The organism is Micromonospora sp. RTGN7 (assembly GCF_033804645.1).
Taxonomy (GTDB): domain Bacteria; phylum Actinomycetota; class Actinomycetes; order Mycobacteriales; family Micromonosporaceae; genus Micromonospora.
In genome coordinates this window covers 224,233-242,667 of the sequence record NZ_JAPZLF010000003.1, presented here as the reverse complement: position 1 = coordinate 242,667, position 18,435 = coordinate 224,233, and the positions used below count along the sequence as shown (strand labels likewise).

The window sequence follows — 18,435 nt, the reverse complement described above, 5'->3', positions numbered from 1 at the left end:
ACATGGGTAGTCCCCGCGAAAGCCGGCTGGCGCGAGTGGACCGGCGACAGCTCGGAGTTCAGCACTGCGCACCGTCTCGCCACCGCGACCACTATGCGGATGGAGACGCCGTGGTAGCCCGTGTCGGCGAACACCTCCCGGATGGCGGCCAAGATCGCCACCCGGGTGCCCGGAGAGCCCGGACGGCGTCCGCTGCGTCATGCCACGACCGGTGTTCCTCCGGTGCTCAGAGGACGTCGCGGCGGCGGAAACCGGCGAAGGCGACCACGGTCAGCAGGACGGCCACGCCGCTGACCCAGCCGAGGCCGGTCCAGTCCGGGCTGGTGGCGGTGATGTTGGGGACGTGCCACAGCGGGCTGATCCCCAGGATCCAGTCCCAGAGTTTGAACAGCGGTCCGAGCAGGGTCAGGACGAAGGTGGCCACTACGCCGAGCCAGCCGGCCAGCCTCACCCGCGGGTTGGCGCCGACCGCTGCCAGAGCCAGTGCCACCAGGGTCCACACCGCCGGAATGGTCGCCAGCGCCTGCAGGATGACATCTCCGGCGGAGATGCCTGGTTCGGCGGCGGCGGCGATCAGGCCGATGACGGTGCCGCTGATGAGAAGCGCCACCGCGGGCGCTCCGAAGGCGACGACCGTGTTACTGGCCAGGTACTTCGCCCGGCTCAGCGAGCCGGCGAGCACCGGCTCGACCCGGTGGTCGAGCTCTTCCGTGTAGATGCGCATGACGATCTGCACGCCGAAGACCGCGGCGATGATGCCGACCAGCTGCATGATGGTGACCAGGAACGAGAAGATCAGCCCGGCCTCGGTGGTGGCCCCGGCCGCGACGAGTCCGCCCATGGCAGGGTTATCGGCGAAGACGCCACCGACCGAGGTGGCCAGGAACCCGAACACCGCACCCAGGCCGGCGAACGCCACCAGCCAGGAGATCAGCGAACCTCGGTTGATCCGCAACGCGAGTCCCCACACCGAGGCGACCATGCCCCCACGGGCCGGGCCCCGCCGGGGCGCGATCATGCCGAACCCGAAGTCCCGGCGGGCGTGCAACGCCAGCGCCACCGCGGCCAGCGCCACCGCGAAACCGAGCGCCAGCAGCAGTGGCCAGGCATTGTTCCCGCTCGCGGGACGAACCTCCTCCAGCCAGCCCAGTGGCGTCAGCCACACGAACCAGGACGACGCCTCGCTGGCGTCGATGTAGCCGCGCACGACGAACGCGATGCCCAGGGTCGCCACCGCGATGCTGTTCGCGGCCCGCGCGTCCGACCCGATCTGCGCCGCGATACCGGCCACACCGGCGAACATCAGCCCCGAGGCCGTGAACGAGGCGGAGAGGGCGAGGGTGTTCAGTGCCCCGCCGCCCAAGGCGACGGTGACCACCCAGGAGAAGACGCCGAGCACGATCGAGGCGAGCACCGCCATGAGTAGGGCGACGGCCAGCCGGGTCTGCCGGCCCATCACCCCGGAGGCCAGCAGCTCGGCCTGGCCGGAGTCCTCGTCCGCGCGGCTGTTGCGGACCACGATGAAGATCGCCATCAGCGCGGCGAAGAAGGTGCCGAGGGCGCCGGCCCGCCAGGCGTTGAAGCCGTCGGCGGTGAGCAGGTCCCGGGCCGGGCCGAAGATCAGGCTCAGCGCCGGGTTCGAACCGAGCGTCGCCGCCAGCTCGGTCCGGCTCTGCGCATCGGGGAAGACCCACTCGTAGGCGAGCACCGACGACGCCGACAACGCGGTGATCAGCATGACCCACGGGCCGATGTTGCGGGCATCTTGCGTCAACGCGGCGCGCAGCAGCGGCCGTGCTCCGGTCAGGGTCTGTCTCATGCCGCGCCGCCCTCGGTCCAGCGTGCCGACTCCACCTGCGTGTCCGTGCCGTACTGGCGCAGGAACAGCTCCTCAAGCGAGGGCGGCGCGACGGTCAGCGAGGTGAGCGGGTACCGGCTCAGTTCGGCCATCGCGGCACTGAGCTGCTCGGCGTCGACGGTGCCGGTGAACCGGCCGTCGCGCAGCTGGGCGTCGTGGATGACGTGCAGCCCGTCCAGTGTCGCCTGCGGGTCGGTGAAGACGGCTTGGATGGTGGTGCGAGTGCGCTGACGCAGTTCGTCGAGGGTGCCGGTCTCGACGACCTTCCCGGCACGGATGATGCTGATCCGGTCGGCCAGCGCCTCCGCCTCGCTGAGGATGTGGCTGGAGAGCAGCACGCTGCGACCCTTGACCTTCTCCTTGACGATCTCCTCCTGGAAGATCGCCTCCATCAGCGGGTCCAGGCCCGAGGTGGGCTCGTCCAGAATCAGCAGGTCGACGTCCGAGGCAAGCGCGGCGACCAGGGCGACTTTCTGCCGGTTGCCCTTGGAGTACTGCCGGCCGCGTTTGGTCGGGTCCAGCTCGAATCGCTCGATCAGCTCCTTGCGGCGGGCCTCGTGCAGGCCGCCGCGCAGCTTGCCGAGCAGGTCGATCGCCTCGCCGCCGGTCATGCCGGGCCACAGGGTGACGTCGCCGGGCACGTAGGCCAGGCGCCGGTGCAGGCTCACCACGTCACGCCACGGGTCACCGCCCAGCACCCGCACCTGCCCGGCGTTGGCCTTGAGCAGGCCGAGCAGCACCCGGATCGTGGTGGACTTGCCGGAGCCGTTCGGGCCGAGGAAGCCGTGCACCTCGCCGCGGGCGACATGCAGGTCCAGGCCGTCCAGCGCGCGGAACGCTCCGAACGACTTGACCAGGCCTTCCACCTGGATGACCACGTCGCCGCCGGACGCGGACTGCGAGGATTTCATGACTTGTGCCCTTCCCGAGCAGCCGTGGCAGGAATTCCACGTGTGAGGAGTTCAGGCTAACCATAAATTCCACGGGCGTAGAAGTCAACGCATGATGAGAGAGGCTACGACCTTGCTACTGTCCTAAGCCGTGGAACTGGAAAACCGCCGGTCGGCGGGCCGACGGACGGGCGACAGCGGCACCCGCGCCGCGATCCTCGCCGCGGCGCGCGAGCAGTTCGCCGGCAAGGGCTACGACGGTGCGTCACTGCGGGTCATCGCCGCGGCCGCCGGCGTCGACACCGGCCTGATCCGGCACTTCTACGGCAGCAAGGACGACCTGTTCGACGCCGCCCTGCAGATCCCGCAGGAGATCGCCCACCGCATGGGACAGGTTTTTACCGGCGACCCGGACCATTACGGCGCACGCCTCGTCGAGGCATACCTGAGCCTGTGGGAGGATCCGGCGAGCTCCGGCGCCCTACTGGCGATCGTTCGCTCCGCCATCGCCTCCGACCGCGCCGCCGACCGCCTCCAGGCGATCCTCGGCGCACGCTTCCTCGCCGACATCTCGCCCCACCTCGACGACACAGACGGTCACACGCGCGCCGCCCTCGCCGGCGCCCACCTGCTCGGGGTTGCCATCGCCCGGTACGTGGTCCACGCCAGCCCCGTCGCCGACATGGACCGCGACGCACTCGTCGCCTGGTGCGCCCCCACTGTCCAGCGATACCTGACCGCCCCGCCGCCAGCACCGGCCTAGCCGCACGCGACGCCCTCCACGCAGCCGGTCGATGCCCAAAAGGTCAGGGACGCGATCCGCCGCCTCGTACCAGAAACGCGGTCCGATCACCGGTAGCCCCGACGACGCGCCCCGGGAATCACCGACCTGACCGCGATCCCGACTCGTTCCACACGACGTCTCCGGGCCGCACCTGGCGGGTGCGACCCGGAGACGAACCACCGATCAGCCGTGCGAGGCGACAGGGGATGCCGTGCCGGTGGCCGGGGTCTCGGCAGCGGTGCCAGCCGGCGCGGGTCTCCGGGCGACTCGCCGCGCAGCGACGACGCACAGCAGAAGCCCGGCCACCAACCAGACGGCCAGGACGGTCACCGGCTTCGCGGCGCCGTTGCCGTCGAAGAAGGCGGTGGAGCGCAACAGGGTGCCGGCTGCCCCGGGCGGCAGCAACTGGCCGAGCTCACCGGACCAGCCGGGCAGCATCTGCGGCGCGTTTCCGTTGGCGGACAGGGGGTTGCCGATCAACATCATGAGCACCCCACCGATGGCGAAGCCCGGGTAGCCGAGGAACGACTCCAGACCGAGGACGGTCAGCGAGGTCGCCGCGATCGACAACGCCACCACCCCCGCATTGGCCAGGTAGCTGCCGGACAACGAGCCGAACCAGAACTGCAGGATCGCCGCCATCGCGAGCCCACCTGTCACGGCAAAGCCCAACGCTCCGGCCAACCGGCGGGAGGTACCACGCAGCCGGGTGGTCAACAGCAGCGCCGCGAGCAGGCCACCCATGACCAGCGGCAACGCACCGGCGCTCAGGCCCACGCCCCGGGGGTCGTCGGCGGGCAGCGGGGCGACGTCACGCACCGTCACTCCCGCGGCCGGCGCGCCGCTGGTCGCCTGCGCCAGGGTCGCACCCGCGCTCTGCAGCGCCTGCGCGATGGTCGAGCTGGCGGCGGAGGCGACGATCACCTGCGGGGCGCTGCCGCTCACATCGATCGCGCCGTACGCCGCACGGTCGCGCACAGCGGCCTCTGCCGCGGCGGTGTCCGCCACCCGGGTGATGTCGAAAGCTCCGGGCTGGCGCTGTTCCAGCGCCGCGACGACCCGGTCGGCCGCAGCGGCCGGACCGGCCACGGCGATCGGCACGTCCTGGACCGTCGTCCGCACGGCCGGCCAGGCGAAAGCGGTGAGCAGAGTGCTGATGATCACCGTCAGCAGGGCCACCGAGACGGCCACCTGCGTCCAAGGGGAGGGCGCCTGCGCTTCGTCGGCAGGGGCCGGGGTGTTCGTGGCCATGATGACTCCCGAAAGAGAATGAACGTTCGCTTTGACAGTACGAAGCGAGGCGGGAGCTTGTCAAGAACGAACATTCGCTTTTACCGTGGACCCCATGCCCCGCATCACCGAGGAGTACCGCGCCAGCAGGCGCGCCGAGATCGTCTCCGCCGCCGCGAGACGTTTCGCCGAGGATGGGTTCCACAACACCTCGATGGCCGACCTCATCGCCGAATCCGGCATGTCGGCCGGTGCCGTCTACCGGTACTTCCGGAGCAAGGAAGAGATCATCGGCGCGGTGGCCGAGACCGCCCTGACCACGGCAGAGGAAGTCTTCGAACGCCTCCTCGCGGACGGGGCAACCCCCTCGCCGGCCGAAACAGTGACCGCTCTGGTCGAGGGTGCCATCACCAAGCTCGCGCGGAACGCCATCGAGGGCGTGGACACCACCCGAATCGCCGTGCAGGTCTGGGGCGAAGCCCTGCGCAACCCGGAGATCGCCGAGCGGACCGGCAGCGTCTACCAGCGACTACGCGGACACTGCGCCGAGGTGGCCCGCCGCTGGCAAGCCGCCGGAAATCTGCCCGCCGACGCCGTACCCGACCAGGTCGGTGCCGCCATGCTCGCACTGGGCCAAGGCTTCCTCCTGCAGAACCTGCTGATCGCCGACACCAGCGCCCCCGCGTATCTCGACGGCGTACGCGCCCTACTCGGCGGCGACCTGCCGGCCAGGGTAGAACTCCACCTCCCGGCAGCGGCGGAACCGTCCTGACAACTGTCGGTCATGGTGGCCACGCCGGTACTTGCACTTGTTGTGGTCCTTGATCGCCCGGCCGGGCGCCACCCGGTACGCCGTCATGGCGCCCCACTCGGTCCAGTGCCCGATCTCGGCGGTCCACTCGGCGTACGCCTGCTCCCAGCGCTGCCGCGCCGCTCGCTTCTCGGCGAGGTAGCCGGCCTAGCCGCTCCCGTGCCGCGCCTTCGTAGCGTTCGGCCCTGGTTCGGCTTGCGTAGGTTGACGTGACGGAGGCTGGGAGCCGCGGCCCGTCGTGTCCCTGAGCCGACCTCTGCGACCCGCCGCGTTTCCGCGCCATCGGGCGACGCGCTCGGCCCCCACCCGGCATCATGCCCACATGACGTTCTTTGCTCGACGCCAGCGACCTCCCCGGCCGACGGCTCGGGCATCTTCACGAGATCGTCGGTGCTAAGCACCTTTGCCGGGGTCTTCCTCGCCGCCCTGGCGTCCGCCTTCATCCCGGCGCTTCCTGTGGAGGGTGCGCTGCTCGGCGCGGCCGCCACGACCGACCAGGGTCCGCTGCTGCTCGGCCTTGCCGCTGGTTCGGGGCAGACGCTCGGGAAGGTGCTGATGCTGCTGGCCCTGCGCGGGGCCCTGCGTTCCGAACAGATACGTCGATGGCTGGACCGCCACCGCCGTAAGCCGACTCCGGGCGCCGCTGCGTCGACGCCCGAGGGCGGGCCGGGCCGACGTGGGTGGCGGATGACAGTCGCGGCTATCGAGCGCGGGAATCGCCGTCTGCTCGCCGGGCTGGACCGGCCGCTGCTGGCGATGCCGATCGTGCTCCTCAGCGCGGCGCTGGGATTCCCACCACTGCTGTTGACCGTGTTCGTCGTGGCGCCGACCCGGATTCCGGTGACGACCTTCGCCGTGGCCTGCTTCATGGGCCGGACAGCACGCTTCATCACCGTGAGCCTGCTCCCCCAGCTGGCACACGTCGGATTGCCTGGTTGACACCATTTCCGTAGGTACCAAGACTGACTGTCTGAAGGTGATCGCATGACTGCGCTTCACGCCCCACAGACCGCTCCCGTACACGGTTGGGCCTTCGGCCCGGACGGGCCGGTGTGCAACGTTCCGAATGTCATCACCACCATTCGGCTCGTCGGTTGCGTTGCCCTGGCGATCCCGGCGATTCTGACCGGCAGCGCCATGTTCACGCTGGCCTCGATCGCCACGTACTGGATCGGCGACATCCTCGACGGCGAGGCGGCCCGCCGGCTGCGTCAGGAGACACGGCGAGGCGCGGTGTTCGACATCCTCGCCGATCGGACCTCCAGCACGGTTGTCATCGCCGCGTTGGTGCAGTTGAGGCCCACCATGGCCGTGCCGCTCGCACTCTTCCTGATCCAGTTCGACATCCTGGACTGCGCGCTCAGCCTGAGCTTCCTGCGCTGGCCCCTGCTCAGCATCAACTACTTCCACCTCGTTCACCGAGGCGTCTACCGGTGGAACTGGTCGCCTCCGGCCAAGGCCGCGAACACCGCGGGCCTGGTGCTGCTGGTCGCGTTCGGCCCGACACCGGTCTACGCGACGGTGTTCGTCCTCGCGGTGATCGCCATGAAGACCGTCTCGCTGTGGACGGTGTGTCGGATACCCGCCTGGTCAGACCCGGGAATCGCCGAGCGGAACGCCGACTGACCGCCCGATTTGAGGGTTCCGAGCCGGAAGTCACTTTCGGCGACAGCCTGCTCATACTCGGCGAGCAGCCGCGGCTTCGCCCAGGAGCGAACGACCGCCGCCGGGGCCGCTCCGCTCGAGGTCCATCGGTCGTCATGACCCCATCGCCGTCGCTACAGCCGGCGGGCGCGACGGTGAAGAGCAGTGCGGGAGGTAGGAGTAGATGATGGGCGCGGATCATCCGGGCACGGCACCGGCAGCCGTCAATCCGTAGCTGTCCGAGAGACGACACCACCCCGCCCTGCGGATGCTCGGGGGCTGACACCCCTTGTCCACTGCCGCCGGGGGCATCACCTGGGACGGCGTCACGATCAGCGCGGGCGGGGTGGTGCTCGCTCCGGGGGCGGGAGTGGTCCTCACCGCAGATGCATGCCCGCGGCCACCGCCACGAGCAGGAACGTCGGTGACGCGGCGGCGGTGCCGAGCAGGAACATCGAGCCGATCCGGCCCCACGCCAGGAGCCACCGGAGCAGGACCAGCCCGGCCAGCAGGGTGCCGATCCCCACCGGCGCAATGCCGACGCCGAGGATCAGCATGTCTTCCTGGGGTGAGTTGCCGTACGACGGCCCCCTGAGCCCCGATTGCCGGCCAAGGATGACGAAGAAACCGACGATCAGCAGGCCGTGCCAGCCGAGCATGACCGTGTGCGCCGCGCCGGAGTCCGGGCCGATGTCGTCGCCTCGTTGCACCCGATTCCGTTCCCGATCCGCCGGTGACGTTGCCGTCGCCCACGGTATCCACGTCTCGGCAGGGATTCAAGCACTTGCATGTCCGGGCCCGGACTGCCGGTGCCTGCCGACCTCGCCGCCCCACCACCACCCGGCGCGGCCGGCGGCTGGAGAGTGGCCACACCGACCCGCCCACCCCGCACGCCACAGGCCGGCCCCGGCAAGCCTGCCCGGTCCGGCCTCTGGACAACCTGCAGCCTGTGGACTCTCCACCAAACCCGGGGCTTGACATCACCTCGCCGACCCCATCACTTCGTTGAGCCGTCATATCGCCACCTTACGAAGACCCTGGCGGGCGAGCTCCATACAGTCCCGTTGATGCTGTCGATCAAGGTGAACGCCCTGGCCAGCCTGATGCATTTACAGCAATGAGAAAGCATTGACATCATTGCAGTTGAGATTATGCTGACGGGATGGCTCGGCTTGCTGGAGCCGAAGCAGACAAGGAGCCCTCCCGCCCATGAACGCACCGTCCCCGTTCAGGCACCTCTCGGCCGTAGCGGCTCTCGCCGCGGTGGCCGCCGTCGCCGCGTGCGGTACCCAATCACCCGAAACTTCGAATTCCGGTCCCATCAAGGTCGCGATCACGCAGGCCATGTCGGGGGGTACGCCGCCCGGCCTCATCGCGCTCAATGAGCAGATCAATGGCGGCTTCCTGTCCTACATCGACAAGGTCAACGCAGCGGGTGGGGTCGGCGGCCGGAAGATCGACATCCTGCAGCTCGACGATCAGACGGACCCGTCGCTCGCCCTCACGCTCATCCGCCGAGCAGTCGAGAAGGATCAGATCATCGCGGTCGGCTCGATCAGCAGCGCGGCGACCTACTCCGCGATCCTTCCCTACCTCAAATCGCAACGGATCCCCCTGGTTTCCGCGGCTGCGGGGTTCCTGTCCACGGTCGTTCCGGTTGATGCCAACATCTTCACGGTGCAGACACCGCTCGAGGTGCAGGGCGCGGTCGCCGGCAAGCACATCGTCGAGAGCCTGGGTATCCGCAACGTCGGATACGCGGGATACAACGACTTGGGTGGATACTCGTGGGCCCATGGCTTCGAACAGGGCGTTAAGGCCGCCGGCGGCACCGTCGTGCTGACTGACGAGTTCCCCCGTGGCCAGACCGACTTCTCTGGACTGATCACCAAGCTGCGCAACGCCAAAGCGGAGGCTGTCGCCGTCTACGGCTCGCCGACCGAGCTCACGGCGGCGCTGCAGGCCGCCGACGCGCGCGACTACCACCCGACCTGGTACACCGGACCCGGCGCAACCGACCCGTCGACTATCACCCTCGCAGGCGGACTCGCCGAGGGCGTGTACGGCGCCGTGCCCTACCAGCTGCCCAACGCGGACTCCCCGCAGGCGCAACTCTTCCGGGACACCCTGGACAATCGCGACTCGAAGGTTGTCAAGGGCGTCTACACGCAGTACGGGTACTCGGCGGCGCAGGCGCTCGTCGCCGCCCTGCGCGGCATCAACGGGGGGATCACCCGTGACTCGTTCCGTGCTGCGCTGGAGTCGGCCAAACTTGACCCCGCCGAAACGATGTTCACACCTCAGGCCGTGGGGCCGGACAACCACGTGTTCAATGGCGGCATCCAGATCGTGCAGTTCAAGGCCGGTAAGATGACCGCGGTAGGCGATCCCAGCAAGGTCGACCTCAGCACGGTCAAGCCGTACATCCCATAACATCGACAAGCAGCTCGAACACCAGTGACGTGATCTCCACAAGGATTGCGGCGTGGACCGGGATGACACACGCATAACGTCCATAACGGGCAGGGCTGGATGCCGGCTACGACGGCGCTGGCCCGGGCATCCACACCCCGCACAAGCAGCCCTCCGACCGTCGCCGCCTCGCGGTCGACGACCGCAGCTACAACAGTGCCCTTCGATCAATGCGGTGCCTCGGAGAACGCGGCTTCGTCATCCTCACCGGCCGATGGCGATCGCTACGACACAGCACCGCCAGCCCGCGAAGCGTCGGCGACATCGTCCGCGCCGCCCTGCACCTCACCCACTTCGAATACCGCTACCTACCCGAATCTTGTTGAGATCACGTCAGTGGACCCCGCCGGCTGTCGGCGGGGTCCACGTTCAGCCGTGATCGACCCGGCCGCCCGCATGCTCATCGGCTGGCAGACCCCCCGAAGGCTCACCAACCTCGTACCGGCGTGTGCTGGGACAACGCCGCCGCCGAATCGTTCTTCGCCCACCCTGAAGATCGAGATGTACCACCGGCAGCGCTTCGACACCCGAGCCGAAGCCCCCTCCGCTGATCACCTTGCCACCACAGCCTGACCAGGCACGCCGACGACGACCTGTTAAAGATCCCTGACACAGCCCAGAATATCCTTATCTCATGACCAAGGCAGGCCCCGCCATCGAGTCCAACGAAGATCCACAGCGACCAGCATTCGACGATCCAGTGGCGGCGTCGTACAGCCAGTGGGTAGCGCATGGCTGGGGTGACGCCGCCCCAGGGATGTCGGTGGTGACCTCGCTAATCCGGACGCACCGCCTGCTGCTCGCGCGCATCGACGATCAGCTGCGCGGCCTCGACATAACGTTCTCCCGCTACGAGGTTCTCGTTCTCCTGCACTTCAGCCGGAGCGGAGCGTTGCCGCTCACGACGATATGCGCGCAGCTCGAGGTTCACCAGACGACCACAAGCATCGTGGTCGGTCGCTTGGAGAAGCAGGGCTTCGTCACTCGGGTACCCCATCCGACGGACAGGCGATCGAAGCTCGTCCAGCTCACCGAGACCGGCCGCGCCGTGGTTCTCGACGCGACCAAGCGACTCAACACGACCGTCTTCACCGACAGCGTCTTCACCGCGGATCAGATCGGCGAACTCCGAGCGCTGCGCAGCGCCCTTCTCCAACACTCCCGCAGCTGAAGGAGTCGGCCAAGGCCGCCGTAGCCGCCCGCGCCCGGTCCTGGGTCGGATCGGACACGTCATGCGCAGGAGCACGGCCGTTCCAAGGCCATGAGGTGAGGCCGCGGATGGCGAACGGCCTGCTCATGTAGCGGCAGGCCCAGCGGTTCGCTCCGGTGATGTCGTGCGTCCGCGGAGCGGCTCGGCTGCCACCGAATCGGCCGCCAAGATGGCACATCTGGATCACGACGAAGCTCCGGCCGCAAGTGATCTGTGAGAAGACCCTTGCTGGCCGGAGCTTCGTTCCATTCTGGACAGAAAACGGCGCGCGCGTGAAACAGATCGCAACCTACCTCGCCAGACCCTCACCAACAGGTTCAAGATCTTGGAACGGCCCTGTGCGCAGGAGAGTCGGCGGCGGGAGTCGTATCCGCCGCCGCTCGCAGGGCCAGCGCACCTGGTGTTGATTGCGCCTGCGGAGGAAGCAGAACAACCGGGAGCGGTAGCGGCGTACCTGCTGCGGGCCAGCGGACCTGTCAGCTCACCGCCTCGGCACCGTCGAGGTAGGCAAGAGACTCGAGGGCGAGTCCGTGTCCAAGCCGTTGGTGCATCGCAGTCCGCAGCTTATCGCTCAGGAGGATCTTCGTGAACCGGCGTACCAGGACCGGCCGTTGACGCACGTACCGGGCGAGTTCGAGCGCCCGCAACATGAGTGCGTCAGGGGGAAGGACCTCGTTCACTATTCCGAGATTGTGAGCGGCGTGAGCCGAAATTATCTCGCCCGTCATGAGGAAGTAGGTCCCGCGCCGGATTCCCATTATTTCCTGGTAGACGACGTGGCACCCATCACCGGGCACGATATGGTCGTGAAAATGGACGGAGTCCTGGAACTCCGCAGTCTCCGATGCCAATACGATGTCGCAGAGAAACACAAGTTCGGCGTGGCGCACGGCCGGACCGTTGACGGCGCAGATGACCGGGACCCCGATGTCGAGCAGGTTGAGCTCCAAGCGCGTCGCTTCCCGGTAGCGCCGCTCCCATTCGCGGGGCGTTGAGTCAGGCCGTATCCGTGCCCCCGACTCCGGAGCCGTCGGCCGCGGGCCGCTGAACACGTCGCCCGTGCCGGTGAGGATGACGACCTCGTTCTGCTCGTCGCCGGCCACGTCCGCGAAGGCCGACAGCAACTTGAGGTGATCAGGCATCGTCCACATGAACGGCCCGTCACCGGAGTGAAGCCTCATCGTGAGGATGCCGTCCTCGCGTTCAAAGTGGACAATGTCGTACTTGTCCTGGTAATCAGCGAGGTTCGTCGTACCCATCGCTCCTGCCTTTCATCGGCCCAGCCGTTGCATCGGCGGTACACGGGTCTTGCCCCCGCTGAGTCTTCTCACGAGCCCAGATAAGCGGCACGCACGCCGGGATCACGGCGTACCTCGGCCGGCGTGCCCTCGGCGACGATCTCGCCGAGATGCAGCACGTATACCCGGTCTGCGCTGTCGGACACGAAGTCAAGGTCGTGTTCGACAAGTAGGATGCCGCGTTTGCCGTTCCCGGCGATGGCTCGCACGATCCGCGAGAGCATCGCGCGGTTGTTGATCGACAATCCGGCCGCCGGCTCGTCGAGCAACAGCAGCACGGGATCGGCGGCGAGCGCACGGCCGAGGCCGACCAGCCGCCGGCTGCCGGTGGAGACGTCCGATGCCTGCTTGTCGAGCAGCCGGGTCACGTTGAACTCGTCCGCCAGCGACCGTGCGCGCTCCCGGGCAGCCACCTCCCGGTGGCGCCCGCTCGGCGTCGCGAAGAAGGTGCCGAAGGCGTCACGAAGTCGGGAGATGCCCGACGCGCCAAAGAGGTTCTCCTGGACCGTCATCGACTCAAACAGGTTCCCTTCCTGGAAGGTACGTGCGACGCCGGCCGCGAAGAGCGGACCGGGCCGTAGGCCGGCGAGCGACTTGCCGTTGAGGCTGATCGACCCGCGGGAAAGTCGGACGAAACCCGAGATGGCGTTGAACAGGGTCGTCTTGCCGGCACCGTTGGGGCCGATGAGAGCTACGACCTCGCCCGCGCGGACCTCACACGAGACCCCGCGAAGCACCTCGTGTGCGCCGAACCGCACCGCCGCATCGTCGACAGAAAGAAGGGGCTGACTCATCGGGGTTCTCCCTCCGCCTCGTCGTCGTTGCGGGTCGCCTCGACACGGTCGCCGTCGGCCACGAGGTGCGCTCCGATCGAGTCGTCCGCTAGGAGCTTGGCCGCGTCGCCCTCGAGGGTGATACGGCCATGGGTGAGAACGACGGCCCGATCGGCGTGGCGAAGCGCCGTGGCGACGTTCTGTTCGACGACGAGAAGCGCGAGGCCCTCGGCGCGAAGCTCATCGATCGTCGCCATGACCTCGGTGACCACTGCTGGTGACAGGCCGATTGTGGGCTCGTCGAGGAGCAGGACCCGCGGCGACGCCACCAGCGCCCGCCCGATCGCAACCAACTGCTTCTGGCCGCCGGACAGGCCCTGGATGGACGTGTTCCGCAGGCGCCCCAATACGCCGCCGAATCGTTGTTCGACTGCGGCTACGCGGGCACGTCCCTCGCGCCGTCCAAGGGTGTAGGCACCGATCACGAGGTGCTCCCGGACGGTAAGCCCGTTGAAGAGCGCACGGTCGGCGGGGACATAACCCAGCCCGGCTCTCACCCGCCCGGGGGTGGGGAGACGATCAAGAACGACCTCGTCTATCTGAACGGACCCTGACGTGCAGGTCGCGAGCCCCGCCACGCCCTTCATGAGGGTGGACTTGCCGGCGGCGTTGTGACCGAGGACGACGAGAACCTCCCCGCCCGCGATGGTGAGCGAGACACCGTTGACGATGTCGTCACCGCCGTAACCGACGTGTAGATCCTGGATGCGCAGTTCAGTCACGACGACGCCTCTTTCGCGCGGGCACGTCGTAGCCGCCGCCCGACGAGTCCTGGCAGGCTTACGATGCCCCGCGGCAGGAACCGCAGACACACCACGATGGTCAACGCGATGATCACCGGTGTCAGTTCGGCGGAGGCGCCCAGGGCGAATAGCAACTCCGGCAGCCCCACGACAATAATCGCCGCGAGAACGGACCCCGTGATCGAGGCGACCCCGCCCACGATGATCGCCACCGTAATGAGCATGGACTGCTGGACCGTGTAGCTTCCGGGACTGACGTACGCCGTGCGGCCCACGAGTAGGACGGCGCCGATACCGGAGATGCCCCCCGCGAGGGCGAAGGTCACCAGCTTCCAGTGCAGCGCCCGCATACCCAATGCGGCGGCGGCTTCCGGAGCGTCGCGCAGCGCCGCCAAGCCGCGGCCGAAAGGCCCGCGGACGAGTCTGCGCAGGGCCAGAACGAGGAGGACGGCCAGTATACCTGCGACCAGGAACCAGAACCTTTCGGCTTCCATGCCGGGCACTGGCGCGGTGAACAGGCTGTTCACCGCGATCCCGTTCAGCCCGCCGGTCACAGCGCGCCAGCCCTCGGCGATTCCCGAGAATGCGAACTGGAACGCCAGCGTGATAATGGCGAGGAACAGTCCCTGCAGGCGCAGCGCCGGGAACGCGAGCAAGACGGAGCCAACAGAAGATAGTGCGATCGCGACCAGCGCGGCCATGACCAGGGGTGCGCCGGCGTTGACCGCCACCGCGAAGCCGTAGGATCCGAACCCGACGATCGCCGCCTGCGCGAGCACGATCTCGTCGGCATAGCCGAACAGGAGGTTGGCGCTGAGGCAGATAATAATATAGGCGAACAACTGAGTTCCGAGTGAGAGCCGGAACCCTGGGAGTACGGTCGTGAGGATGGCGATCACCACGACCGCAGCGACCGTCAGGGCGACCGATGACCAGCGAGATAGGATGTTCATACGGCCCCCCGTTGGCGCCGCACGGTAAGTCCCTGAGGCCGCAGCAGCAAGGCGAGTCCGATGACGAGCACGGGCACGCTCGCGCGGAACTGGGAAGGGATGTACAGGCTCGCGAACTCGTTCGCCACACCAACCACGAGCGCACCCGCGACCGCCACGCTCAGTGAAGTGAGGCCGCCAATGGCCGCCGCGGCCAACGCGAGGAGGAGTAAGGGTTCGAGCATGCCCGGGGTGACGAACGTGATCGGGGATCCGAAAAACGCAGTCAGACCGGCGAAGACGCCGCCGATAACCCACACAAGCGATTCGAGCCGGCCGGTCGGAATACCGGCGATGTCAGCCCCGGTGCGGTTAGCCGCCATAGCGCGCAGCGCAGTACCGAGCCGGGTGAACTTGTAGAAGGCGGCGAAACCGAGCAGGAAAACGACGGTCACCACGATGGTCGCGGCCTGTTGGCTCGAGACGGGCACCGATCCGATGAGGAACACTTTCCGTCCGAAAATCGGGGGAAAGGGCCGTGGCGTGTTGCCCCAGGCGATGTTCGCGACGGTCCGCAGCAGGAGCGCGACCGCGAGCGTGGCGACCACGACCGACCACACCGGCGAATTGCGCATCGGACGAAGCACGAGCTGCTGGGTCGCCAATGCGAGCAGCGCGCTCACGCCACACATCACGAGGAGGATCACGGGCATCGGGAGATCGATGATGCCGTATTCCACGACCACCAAAGCGCCGATGGTCCCGATCATGCCGTGCGCGAGATTGAGCTGTCCGGTCGCTCGGTAGACCAGCACTAGGCCGAACGTGAGGAGCGCAAGAAGACTCCCGTTAGCGATGCCGAAGACAACCGCGGTGAGAATGGTGTCCATCACAAATCCGGGAGGACGGAAGCGTTGTCCGCACCCAGCTGCGGGGCGGGCGTGCGCGTGATGGTCGGGTTGGCGGCGAAATGGTAGGGCAGGCGAACGACGCTGTGGTCACCGACGTCGACGAAGGTCTGGTTGAGGCGTGCTGCCTCGCCGCCGGCCACCTCGGCGTACGAGGCGACCCGCGCCGCGGTGAGCCCCGCATCGAGCATCGTCGCGAGAACCTCGGCTGTGGGGCGGGCCCGAAACGCCGTCTCGATCAGGGGTTCCAGCTCGTCGCGGAGCGCAAGGCGGTCGGCGTTGCTCGCGAACCTCGGGTCAATGTCGAGGTGAAGGATCTCGCACAGCCGTTCCCAGTGCCCAGGCATGTAACAGGAGATCATGACCGCACCGTCGGCGGTCTCGAAGAGACCGACGGGGTACGCGTACGTGACGCTGTTGCCGGTGCGCTCGGGTTCGCGACCAGTGAGTGAGAGCTCGGTGAACTGATGCGACTGCATGTAGACAGCGATCTCGAACAGGGAGAGGCTGATGCGGTCGCCACGACCGTGCCGAGTGCGGGCGTAGAGGGCGGCCAGCACGGCTTGCCCGGCGGCGAGCCCGGTAGTGCTGTCGATCATCTGTATCCCGGCGCGCATCGGCTTACCGCCCGGCTCCCCGGTCTGCGCCATAATGCCGCTCTCGGCCTGGATGACGGCATCGACGCCAGCCCGGTCCCGTAGGCGCTCATGTTCCCCGAATCCCGAGACCGACATGTAGATGACGGCCGGGTTCACGGCACGGATGTCGTCGTACCCCAGCCCGAGTCGGTCCATCACACCCGGCCGGAACGACTCAATCACGACATCCGCCTGTGCCGCCAAGTCAACGACCACGGCCCGCTCGCGGTCATCGTGGAGGTCGATGGTCAGCGACCTCTTACCGCCGTTCCATGCCCGATACATGGCTCCGAGCCCTCGGGCTACGTCACCTGTTCCCGGACGCTCGATCTTCAGCACGTCGGCGCCTAGGTCCGCCAGCGCCAGCCCGGCTGCAGGCCCAGCGATGAGGTGCGCGAACTCCAGAACGCGCACCCCCTCCAGTGGCGTCCCGGCGCAAGAACGTTGCGCGTCCGGCCAGTCAGTCACCGGGGGCCTCGATTGGCAGGCGCATAAGGTGGTTACCCATGGACTTGCCAGTGACGTCCCACCACAGGGTGCGGGTCGAACCCCCGCCGAGCGTTCCGTCGACGACCACGTTGAAGGCGTTCATGTTTGGCACCCGGTAGATCGTCACGGGACCATCCGCGAGGCCGGCAAAGAACTCGAGGACGAGCTTTGGAGTGAGGACAGCGTCGATGCGGGCGAACCCGGCCGCATCGAACGCGAGGACACAGATGTTGCTGCGCTCACCCTTGTCACCAGAGCGCGTGAACGCCAGATCTCCGAGCGGTACCGTGGTCATGGTTAGCGGACCTCCTCCACTGTCGTACGGATGTGGGGATACACGACATCGCGGGGCACCAGCGTGGGCCACAGCGAAATCACTGGACGCGGGGCGGGGGGCGGCGTGTGCAGGGCCATCCCGGCCGGGCCCATGATCCACAGGTGCGTGACCTCCCGGATGACGGCATCGGCGGCCTCACGGGTGCGGGCCCGCGCCGCGATGCGTAGGGCCACCTCGCTGGGCTCCTCGGTCGGCGTCGGCACCAAGGCACCGCCGAGCTCGTTGATACCAACGAAGCTGAACCGCAGCTCGTCGAGCTCGATACCAAGACGCGCGACACGGCCGCGGATCATCTCCATGCAGTGCTCGGCCCGGGCCAGCGCATCCGGCCACGGACAGAGGATCATGCCCTCCCCGATCCAGCCGTCCTGATATCCGATCATCAGCTTGAGCGTGTCGGTCGGGGCCTGCCCGTGAACTCCGGTCACCTCGACCTCGTCCTCGGCCACTTCTCGTACTCGGATGTTGGTCAGGTCAGCAACGCCATCGGGCATCAGGTATCGCGCCGGGTCGTGGACCTCGTAGAGCAGCTGCTCTTTGACCGTGAACTCGTTGATGACACCGCCGGTGCCCGGCAGCTTGCGTATCCGGATCTTGCCGTCGCGCGTCACGTCGGCGATCGGGTAGCCCAGGTTGGACTTGTCGCCCTTCACAAGGCGCCACTGGGTCGACAGCCCGCCGGTGACAAGCGGGCCGCACTCGATCAGGTGCCCGGTCATGATGCCGACGGCGATGTCGTCGCGGTGCCCGTCGTCGAATGTCCATCCGAATTCGTGCATGAGTGGACCCAGCCAGAGCGCGTTGTCGGAGGTCCGCCCGCTGATCACCACGTCGGCGCCCTGGCCGAGGGCCTCGACGATGCCCTCGGAGCCGGTGTAAGGGTCCGCGGCGACAATCCGGTCGCGGATACGGTCCAGTCCCTGCTCCCCGGTGTCGAGATTCTCGAACACCCACCCGCTTGCGGTGATCTTGTCGAGGTCGTCGATGAGGTGGGGCTGCACGACCGTGCCCACCTTCAGTCCGTTCCACCCGTTGCGTCGGGCCAGGTCGACGACGGCACGGCCCGCGCCTTCGGCGTTCGCGCCGCCACCGTTGGTGACGAGCTTGATCGACTTCTCGCGGGCGATCGGGATCAGCGACTCGAACCGAGGCATGATGTCCGTGGAATAGCCGGCCTGCGGATTACGCAGCCGCAACTTGTGCATAATCGACATGCCCAGCTCTCCGAGCATGTCGAACCCGATGTAGTCGACCTCGCCGCTTTTCGCGAGGTCAAGCGCCGGCTCGTATGCGTCGCCCCACATTGCGCTTCCGCCGCCGAGTCTCACAACGTCCATGTATTCCCTACCTTCCCCTGG

At 67.7% G+C, this 18,435-nt stretch carries 19 protein-coding genes; 7 read left to right on the top strand and 12 right to left on the bottom strand.

Going from position 1 to position 18,435, the window contains the following annotated elements:
* Window positions 1–226: 226 nt before the first annotated feature.
* Together SNR22_RS06520 and SNR22_RS06515 are read right to left on the bottom strand one after the other, a co-directional pair.
* Window positions 227–1,819 carry a multidrug ABC transporter permease gene (locus SNR22_RS06520; RefSeq protein ID WP_320065546.1) on the bottom strand — a complete coding sequence of 531 codons (1,593 nt, stop codon included), beginning with the start codon at window positions 1,817–1,819 and terminating at the stop codon, window positions 227–229.
* Window positions 1,816–2,769, bottom strand: coding sequence for an ABC transporter ATP-binding protein (locus SNR22_RS06515; RefSeq protein ID WP_320065545.1), 954 nt, complete (start codon window positions 2,767–2,769; stop codon window positions 1,816–1,818). Before SNR22_RS06515 ends, SNR22_RS06520 begins: the two co-directional genes overlap by 4 nt.
* A 130-nt stretch (window positions 2,770–2,899) precedes the next feature.
* Here SNR22_RS06515 and SNR22_RS06510 point away from each other — a divergent pair, with 130 nt between their 5' ends.
* Window positions 2,900–3,511 (top strand): TetR family transcriptional regulator, encoded by a 612-nt coding sequence (locus SNR22_RS06510; RefSeq protein ID WP_320065544.1) that lies wholly within the window; start codon window positions 2,900–2,902, stop codon window positions 3,509–3,511.
* Window positions 3,512–3,715: 204 nt separating this feature from the next.
* On the opposite strand, the gene SNR22_RS06505 is transcribed toward SNR22_RS06510, so the two are convergent.
* On the bottom strand, window positions 3,716–4,783 hold the full coding sequence (locus SNR22_RS06505; protein ID WP_320065543.1) for a hypothetical protein: 1,068 nt from the start codon (window positions 4,781–4,783) through the stop codon (window positions 3,716–3,718).
* Window positions 4,784–4,877: 94 nt separating this feature from the next.
* Between SNR22_RS06505 and SNR22_RS06500 the strand changes: the two genes are divergently transcribed.
* From SNR22_RS06500 to SNR22_RS06490, 3 genes are all read left to right on the top strand, one after another.
* Entirely contained in the window at window positions 4,878–5,534 is a 657-nt protein-coding gene (locus SNR22_RS06500; RefSeq protein ID WP_320065542.1) for a TetR/AcrR family transcriptional regulator, read from the top strand.
* Window positions 5,535–5,963: 429 nt separating this feature from the next.
* Window positions 5,964–6,512, top strand: coding sequence for a hypothetical protein (locus SNR22_RS06495; RefSeq protein WP_320065541.1), 549 nt, complete (start codon window positions 5,964–5,966; stop codon window positions 6,510–6,512).
* Window positions 6,513–6,623: 111 nt separating this feature from the next.
* On the top strand, window positions 6,624–7,199 hold the full coding sequence (locus SNR22_RS06490; protein WP_413775605.1) for a CDP-alcohol phosphatidyltransferase family protein: 576 nt from the start codon (window positions 6,624–6,626) through the stop codon (window positions 7,197–7,199).
* 395 nt (window positions 7,200–7,594) lie between these two features.
* On the opposite strand, the gene SNR22_RS06485 is transcribed toward SNR22_RS06490, so the two are convergent.
* A complete protein-coding gene (locus tag SNR22_RS06485) occupies window positions 7,595–7,927 on the bottom strand; it encodes a hypothetical protein (RefSeq protein WP_320065539.1) in 333 nt (110 codons plus the stop codon).
* A 499-nt stretch (window positions 7,928–8,426) separates the two neighbouring features.
* On the opposite strand from SNR22_RS06485, the gene SNR22_RS06480 reads away from it, so the two are divergent.
* The 3 genes from SNR22_RS06480 (at window position 8,427) to SNR22_RS06470 (ending at window position 10,860) form a co-directional block, all read left to right on the top strand.
* Window positions 8,427–9,650, top strand: coding sequence for an ABC transporter substrate-binding protein (locus tag SNR22_RS06480; protein ID WP_320065538.1), 1,224 nt, complete (start codon window positions 8,427–8,429; stop codon window positions 9,648–9,650).
* Between the two features lie 95 nt (window positions 9,651–9,745).
* Window positions 9,746–10,015 (top strand): transposase family protein, encoded by a 270-nt coding sequence (locus tag SNR22_RS06475; protein ID WP_320065650.1) that lies wholly within the window; start codon window positions 9,746–9,748, stop codon window positions 10,013–10,015.
* 308 nt (window positions 10,016–10,323) lie between these two features.
* Window positions 10,324–10,860: a MarR family transcriptional regulator gene (locus SNR22_RS06470; protein ID WP_320065537.1), complete on the top strand. Its 537-nt coding sequence runs from the start codon at window positions 10,324–10,326 to the stop codon at window positions 10,858–10,860.
* A gap of 515 nt (window positions 10,861–11,375) precedes the next feature.
* Here the strand turns inward: SNR22_RS06470 and SNR22_RS06465 are convergent.
* From SNR22_RS06465 to SNR22_RS06430, 8 genes are all read right to left on the bottom strand, one after another.
* Window positions 11,376–12,158 carry an enoyl-CoA hydratase/isomerase family protein gene (locus SNR22_RS06465; protein ID WP_320065536.1) on the bottom strand — a complete coding sequence of 261 codons (783 nt, stop codon included), beginning with the start codon at window positions 12,156–12,158 and terminating at the stop codon, window positions 11,376–11,378.
* 68 nt (window positions 12,159–12,226) lie between these two features.
* Window positions 12,227–12,991, bottom strand: coding sequence for an ABC transporter ATP-binding protein (locus tag SNR22_RS06460; RefSeq protein ID WP_320065535.1), 765 nt, complete (start codon window positions 12,989–12,991; stop codon window positions 12,227–12,229).
* Window positions 12,988–13,752, bottom strand: coding sequence for an ABC transporter ATP-binding protein (locus SNR22_RS06455; protein WP_320065534.1), 765 nt, complete (start codon window positions 13,750–13,752; stop codon window positions 12,988–12,990). Before SNR22_RS06455 ends, SNR22_RS06460 begins: the two co-directional genes overlap by 4 nt.
* Window positions 13,749–14,726, bottom strand: coding sequence for a branched-chain amino acid ABC transporter permease (locus SNR22_RS06450; protein WP_320065533.1), 978 nt, complete (start codon window positions 14,724–14,726; stop codon window positions 13,749–13,751). The genes SNR22_RS06455 and SNR22_RS06450 overlap by 4 nt, the downstream gene beginning before the upstream one ends.
* The gene (locus SNR22_RS06445; protein WP_320065532.1) at window positions 14,723–15,595 is read right to left on the bottom strand and encodes a branched-chain amino acid ABC transporter permease; all 873 of its coding nucleotides are present in this window, start codon (window positions 15,593–15,595) and stop codon (window positions 14,723–14,725) included. Before SNR22_RS06445 ends, SNR22_RS06450 begins: the two co-directional genes overlap by 4 nt.
* On the bottom strand, window positions 15,595–16,665 hold the full coding sequence (locus tag SNR22_RS06440; RefSeq protein WP_320065531.1) for a CoA transferase: 1,071 nt from the start codon (window positions 16,663–16,665) through the stop codon (window positions 15,595–15,597). The genes SNR22_RS06445 and SNR22_RS06440 overlap by 1 nt, the downstream gene beginning before the upstream one ends.
* Before the next feature lie 46 nt (window positions 16,666–16,711).
* Window positions 16,712–17,035, bottom strand: a complete 324-nt coding sequence (locus SNR22_RS06435; protein WP_320065530.1) for a hypothetical protein — start codon at window positions 17,033–17,035, stop codon at window positions 16,712–16,714.
* A gap of 2 nt (window positions 17,036–17,037) precedes the next feature.
* On the bottom strand, window positions 17,038–18,414 hold the full coding sequence (locus tag SNR22_RS06430; RefSeq protein WP_320065529.1) for an acyclic terpene utilization AtuA family protein: 1,377 nt from the start codon (window positions 18,412–18,414) through the stop codon (window positions 17,038–17,040).
* Between the last annotated feature and the right edge of the window lie 21 nt (window positions 18,415–18,435).

Coding starts and splice junctions, on each gene's coding strand:
- SNR22_RS06460 (WP_320065535.1), bottom strand. CDS start 12,991: ATGAGTCAGCCCCTTCTTTCTGTCGACGATGCGGCGGTGCGGTTCGGC.
- SNR22_RS06450 (WP_320065533.1), bottom strand. CDS start 14,726: ATGAACATCCTATCTCGCTGGTCATCGGTCGCCCTGACGGTCGCTGCG.
- SNR22_RS06480 (WP_320065538.1), top strand. CDS start 8,427: ATGAACGCACCGTCCCCGTTCAGGCACCTCTCGGCCGTAGCGGCTCTC.
- SNR22_RS06430 (WP_320065529.1), bottom strand. CDS start 18,414: ATGGACGTTGTGAGACTCGGCGGCGGAAGCGCAATGTGGGGCGACGCA.
- SNR22_RS06435 (WP_320065530.1), bottom strand. CDS start 17,035: ATGACCACGGTACCGCTCGGAGATCTGGCGTTCACGCGCTCTGGTGAC.
- SNR22_RS06465 (WP_320065536.1), bottom strand. CDS start 12,158: ATGGGTACGACGAACCTCGCTGATTACCAGGACAAGTACGACATTGTC.
- SNR22_RS06515 (WP_320065545.1), bottom strand. CDS start 2,769: ATGAAATCCTCGCAGTCCGCGTCCGGCGGCGACGTGGTCATCCAGGTG.
- SNR22_RS06445 (WP_320065532.1), bottom strand. CDS start 15,595: ATGGACACCATTCTCACCGCGGTTGTCTTCGGCATCGCTAACGGGAGT.
- SNR22_RS06505 (WP_320065543.1), bottom strand. CDS start 4,783: ATGGCCACGAACACCCCGGCCCCTGCCGACGAAGCGCAGGCGCCCTCC.
- SNR22_RS06470 (WP_320065537.1), top strand. CDS start 10,324: ATGACCAAGGCAGGCCCCGCCATCGAGTCCAACGAAGATCCACAGCGA.
- SNR22_RS06520 (WP_320065546.1), bottom strand. CDS start 1,819: ATGAGACAGACCCTGACCGGAGCACGGCCGCTGCTGCGCGCCGCGTTG.
- SNR22_RS06500 (WP_320065542.1), top strand. CDS start 4,878: ATGCCCCGCATCACCGAGGAGTACCGCGCCAGCAGGCGCGCCGAGATC.